Source organism: Paraburkholderia sp., from assembly GCF_036488505.1.
In the GTDB taxonomy this organism is placed as follows: Bacteria; Pseudomonadota; Gammaproteobacteria; order Burkholderiales; family Burkholderiaceae; genus Paraburkholderia.
The window spans coordinates 1-3949 of record NZ_DASXHN010000387.1 but is presented as its reverse complement, the minus strand read 5'-3'; the positions used below and the strand labels follow the sequence as shown (position 1 = coordinate 3949).

The 3949-nt window shown below is 62.6% G+C and carries 4 protein-coding genes; all 4 read left to right on the top strand.

Annotation, left to right across the window (positions count from 1 at the left end):
- Positions 1 to 774, top strand: a 774-nt coding sequence (locus tag VGH68_RS22745; RefSeq protein WP_331605967.1) for an anti-CBASS protein Acb1 family protein, incomplete at its 5' end; no start/stop codon positions are given.
- Position 775: 1 nt separating this feature from the next.
- Complete coding sequence (locus VGH68_RS22740) at positions 776 to 1720, top strand: hypothetical protein (RefSeq protein ID WP_331605966.1); 945 nt, start codon at positions 776 to 778, stop codon at positions 1718 to 1720.
- A gap of 55 nt (positions 1721 to 1775) precedes the next feature.
- A complete protein-coding gene (locus VGH68_RS22735; RefSeq protein WP_331605964.1) occupies positions 1776 to 3299 on the top strand; it encodes a DUF2213 domain-containing protein in 1524 nt (507 codons plus the stop codon).
- Between the two features lie 45 nt (positions 3300 to 3344).
- Positions 3345 to 3860 (top strand): structural cement protein Gp24, encoded by a 516-nt coding sequence (locus tag VGH68_RS22730; protein ID WP_331605963.1) that lies wholly within the window; start codon positions 3345 to 3347, stop codon positions 3858 to 3860.
- Positions 3861 to 3949 lie beyond the last annotated feature (89 nt).

The following is a 3949-nucleotide window of genomic DNA, read 5'->3' as shown; positions in this document are numbered from 1 at the left end:
CTGGATATGGCGACGGAAGAGTTTTTTCAGTTTTCGACACCGCTCGGCGGCCTTGACGCGCTCCAGGCGCAGGCGCAAGAACAGCAGTCGGCCGTATCGCACATCCCGCTGATCGTCTTGCTCGGCATCACGCCGACGGGGCTGAACGCGTCGAGTGAAGGCGAACTGCGCGTGTTCTACGATTACGTGCGCGGCTACCAGACGAACGTCATGGGCGCGCTCATGAACGACGTGGCGACGTTCGTGCAGCTATCGCTGTTCGGCGAAGTCGACGACTCGATCCAATGGAACTGGGCGCCGCTGCTCGAGTTGACCGCGCTTGAAATGTCGGACAAGAACAACAAGGACGCCGACACCGATTCGAAGTATCTGCAAGAGGGCGTCGTGTCGCCCGAACAGGTTGCGCAGCGCCTTAACTCCGATCCAAACTCGCCGTACAGCGGCCTGCTGTCGAGCACGGCGGATATGTCTGACGTTGCCGACGACGATATCGCAGGTATTACTGGCCGGATCGTGGACGAAACGACCGACATGGGCGGCGCACCCGCAGGCGCAGGCGCGGATATTGTCGCGCCCGGTGGCGATCTACTCGCCCTGACCGGCCCGACGCATCCGCTGCTCGACGATGCACCCGCCGCGACGACCGCGCAGACTGAGCCGCAATCCGCGATCGAATCGCTGCCGCAGCAGGCAAGCGGCGCGCCGCAGTCGGTCGCAACGCCAACGGCGAACCCTGCCGAGGCGGGCACGCCTGACGAACAGGGCGATCACTGACATGCCGGAAGTGCGCTCGCCGACGAACAAGGCAATCGAGCTTCCGCATATCGCGCCGAACTATCAGGCGGAAACGGCCTATACGCGCGCGATCAGGAAAATGATTGCGAACATGACCGCTAGTTATAACTGGTGGATCGAGCGCGCGTACGAGCAGGCCGTCGAGGCGAACGTCGACGCGGGCAAGTTGCCCGATCTGGCGCAGGACGCAGCGCCGCGCACGCCAAAGGGGGCGCAGAACCGGCTGTTCTCGGAGCTTGACCGGCTGCGCAAGTATTGGGCGAAGTACTTCGACGACTTCGCGCGCAAGGTCGCGACCGACGCGATCACGGACTTCTACGCTGTCAATACGCGCGGGTGGACGTCGCGCCTGCGCTCGGCAGGCTTCGACATCGACCTGACGCTGACGCCAAGCCAGAAGCTGATTTTTGACGTGAAGGTGAAAGAGAATGTCGCGCTGATCAAGTCGATCGCGGCCGACTATCACACGGACGTTGAAGGCATCGTCACGCGGAACTATCTCGCCGGCCGCGATCTGGCGACGATGGCCGAACAGATCAAGAAAACCGGCAAGGTATCGACGAACCGCGCCGCGCTGATCGCGACCGATCAGTCGAACAAGGCGTGCGCGCAGATGAACAGCGCACGGCAGCGCGAACTCGACATCAAATTCGCGTACTGGAAACACTCACATGCCGGCAAAGAACCGCGTGTCAACCACTTGCGCGCGTCGCGCGAAGACTGGATATTCGACACATCGAAGGGCATCGACTTCAATGACAAATTCGGACACGTCCTACCCGGCGAGGCGATCCGCTGCGCGTGCACGAGCGTCTCGATTATTCCGGCGATCGGCCGCGGGCCGAAGTTCGAACTGTCCGACCTGACGCCGGTTCCCGGATTCAGCGGCGCGTACACGCTGAAGCAGTCCGACAAGGCCGGTTAAATCTAGCTATCGGATGTGACGATCCAATTGCACATGACTAACGCGCGGGTGTAAGATGCGGCTAGTTCAATACTGCACGACTATGGCAAGCACAACTTTCGCATTCGACAGGCAGACCGCGCGTTCTTTTGACGCAGACGGACGCATGCGTGTGAAGGATTGCGTGCTGTCCACTGCCGAAGTGAATCCGTACTACGGCAAGGAAGTCGTCGATTGGGAATCGCTTGGGCTCGACCCGGAAAAGGTCTACGAGCTATACCGTGATCCCGAAGAGCTTGGTTCGCAGGCAACGATTGAATCGTTCCAGGGCGTGCCGCTCATGATCAAGCATGTCGCGCAGACCGCTGACGACCCGCGCAAGGAATATCAGGCCGGTAGTGTGCACAGCGTGTACTTTGACGGCAAGAAACTTCGCGGCGACCTGCTCGTGTCGGACGGGCGCGCGATCGACCTTATTGAGTCGGACCAGTTGGCCGACCTGTCCTGCGGCTACCGGTACGAGCCGGTGCGCCGCAGTGGCACAGCGAATGGCAAGCCGTACGATCTGCGCATGTCGCAGATTCGCGGCAATCACGTAGCACTCGTGGACGACGGACGCGCGTCTGGCGCACACGTTGCAGACAGCGCATTTCGGAACCCGAATATGCCAGATCCCTCTTTACAAGGAAATGACACCATGCCGGATATCATGAACGGCCGTCAGCCGGGCGCTGCGCCTATGGCCGGCGCTAACGACGCACCGCCTGCCGCCGCTCCTGCGCCGGCTGCGGGTGGCGACGGAATGGCGCAAGTTGGCGCCGCATTGAAAGAACTGGTTCAACTGATGACGCAGCAGCATCAGGCGATCCTGCAAGCCGTTGGCGGCCAGGGCGGCGGTGCAGCAGCGCCTGCGCCTGATGAACAGGCCGCAGACACCGACGGTGGCACGCCGACCAGCGAGCACCGCGGCGCGGAAGAGCACGAGCCGGAAGCTGGCCCGATGCACGGCGAAGGCGCGGAAGACAGCGAACACGAAATGGCAGAGGATGAGGACGAAGACGGCGAGCAGGACGAAAAGGTCCAGCATGCTGAAGACGAACTCGATCTTGAACGCGCCGTACCGGGCGAGTCGGAAGGCGAAGGCAGCAACCCGGCGCCGGAACAGCGCGCAGACAATGGCGCAGCGCGCACGATGCGCGTAGGCACGCAAGGCGGCACGTCGGCGCGCGGCAAAGACACGCCGTTCGGCGCGATGGACGCAAAGACGGTCAAGGCGCATGTCGCCGCTGCCGTGAAGCAGGAACGCGTCCGCGCTGCCGCTGTCGAGACTGCGAAGCGCGAAGTGCTCGGCGTGCTCGGTCCGGTCTACGGCATGGATAGCGCCGGCGCGATCTACCGCGAAGCACTCAAGCAGGTCGGTGTCGACGTGAAGCAGATTCCACGCGGCATGGCTGGCGTGGCATGGCGTGCTCACAAAGCCGCGACTATGGCCGCCGCTGGCGTGCGCCCGAATCCTGAGCTTGCGATGGACTCGAGCGGTATCGACGCAAATCAGAAGTCGCTGTTGCAACACCTGTCGCGCATCACCGTCAAGGGCTAAGCCCGCAAACGGATTTATCTCTTCACGGAAAATGGAGCGTCTAACATGACGAACTCGTTTCAGCAGCAAGTGTATATCAACCCCGCTGTCGGTCTGCCGGGTGACTTCGCATCGTCGAACCCGATGATCTACAAGCTGTCGATCACCGGCAAGATGGTTGCTGACTCGGCAGGCGTGACGATCGGCAAGTTTGCCGAACTGAACGCAGCGGGCACGGTAACGTCGGTCCCGGCCGCAGCGCCGTCGGCTTCCTCGCGCATCGGCTTCGTGCATCGCGAGATGAACGGCCAGATCTCTACGTTCCTCGCGGACAGCGGCTACACGATCCTCGCGGGCCAGCCGGTCTCGCTGTGGGGTTCGGGCGACTTCTTCGCATCGGCCGACGTCGTGACGGGCACCCCGTCGCGCGGCGCGCAAATCTGGTGGGATACGCTGACCGGTCACACGATCGTCGGCGCGCCAGGCTCGCCCCCCGCAACCACCGTGCAGACGCCGTTCTTCCTCATCGACGAAACCGTGACGGTCGGCCAGACGATCACGATCTCGTCGACGAACGCCTAACCCGCCACCGCGCACTCAAAGGAGCCACACAACATGCGTGACGCACAACTCATCCAGGCGCTGGCGGCAAAGGGCGTTATCCTGCCGGC